Below are 1,322 nucleotides of genomic sequence, written 5' to 3' on the forward strand. Positions count from 1 at the left end.
GCCGCCGGGCGCGGCGCGCGCACGCTGCCGGCGCTCGAAGCCGCGGCCGGCGGGCGGTTGCGCGCAGCGCGCCTGGTGCCGGCCGAGACCCAGGCGACGCCGCGCTTCGACGCCCCCGGCCACCTCGCCGCACTCGCCGCCGATCCGCCGCGCTGGCCGGAGCGGACCGAGGATCTCTCGACCCTCGAGATCGCGCTGGAGCTCGACCCGCGCTCCGTCCTCGGCCAGACGCGCGCGCTGTTCACGGGACCGCGGCGCGTGACGCTGGAGCTGCTCGACTATCCGGGCGAGTGGCTGCTCGACCTGCCGATGCTGCACCAGTCCTGGCCCGACTGGTCGCGCGACACCCTCGCCCGTCTGCGGCGCGGCAAGCGGGCGGAGGCGGCGGCCGCCTTCCTCGCCTTCGTGGATTCGCTGCCGCCCGAGGCGCCGGCGGAGGAGGCGCTGGCGCGGCAGGGCTTCGCGCTCTACCGCGATGCGCTCAGGACCTGCCGCGACCGGCTCGGCTTCCGCTTCCTCCAGCCCGGGCGCGTGCTGAACCCGGGGCCGCGCGGCGAGGCGCCGCTGCTGTGGTTCTTCCCGCTGCCGGAGCCGGAGCGCGGCGACCTCGCGCAGCTGCTCGCGCGCCGTCACGCGGCCTATCTCGAGGATGCGCGGCAGAACTTCTTCGATCCCTTCTTCCGCCGCTTTCACCGCCAGGCCGTGCTGGTCGACGCGCTCGGCGCGCTGCATGCGGGGGAGGAGGCCTTCGACGACACGGCGGAGGCGCTGGCCGCCGTCAGCGGCGCGCTGCGAGGCGGGCTCGGGATCTTCGAGCTGCTGACGGGGCAGGGGGTGCGCCGCGTCGGCTTCGCCGCGACCAAGGCGGACCATGTGCCGCAGCGCGCGCGCGAGGCGCTGCTCGGCCTGCTCGGCGACCTCGTCGGGCGCGACCCCGCCGGGCCGCTCGATCCCGCGACATCGGTGCATGCCGTCGCCGCGATCCGCTGCACCGAGGACGACGTGGCGGTGCTGGAGGGCCGGCCGGTTTCCGCGGTGCGCGGCGTGCTCCTGGACAGCGGGCGCAGCGCCAAGGTCTATCCGGGCGAGGTGCCGCTGCGCCGGCCCGACGCCGCCTTCTGGGAGCATGCCTTCTTCGAGATGCCGGTGTTCCAGCCGCCGCGCCTCGCCGGCGACGGCAGCGCCGGCATTCCGCATCTCGGGCTCGATGCGCTGCTCGCCGCGCTGATCGGGGACTTGCTGTGAGCGACACGCCGCGCGGCCCGCGCATCCTGCCGGACGAGCCGGTGCCGGCCACGCCACCTGCGGCGCCGGAGGCGGCC

Annotated in this window: 1 protein-coding gene; it reads left to right on the plus strand. The window is 76.6% G+C overall.

Annotated elements, in window-relative coordinates:
- On the plus strand, window positions 1-1,245 hold a 1,245-nt coding region (locus L2I40_RS23285), incomplete at its 5' end, for a YcjX family protein (protein WP_237217733.1).
- Between the last annotated feature and the right edge of the window lie 77 nt (window positions 1,246-1,322).

The sequence above is a fragment of the Falsiroseomonas oryziterrae genome, assembly GCF_021864505.1.
Lineage (GTDB): Bacteria > Pseudomonadota > Alphaproteobacteria > Acetobacterales > Acetobacteraceae > Falsiroseomonas > Falsiroseomonas oryziterrae.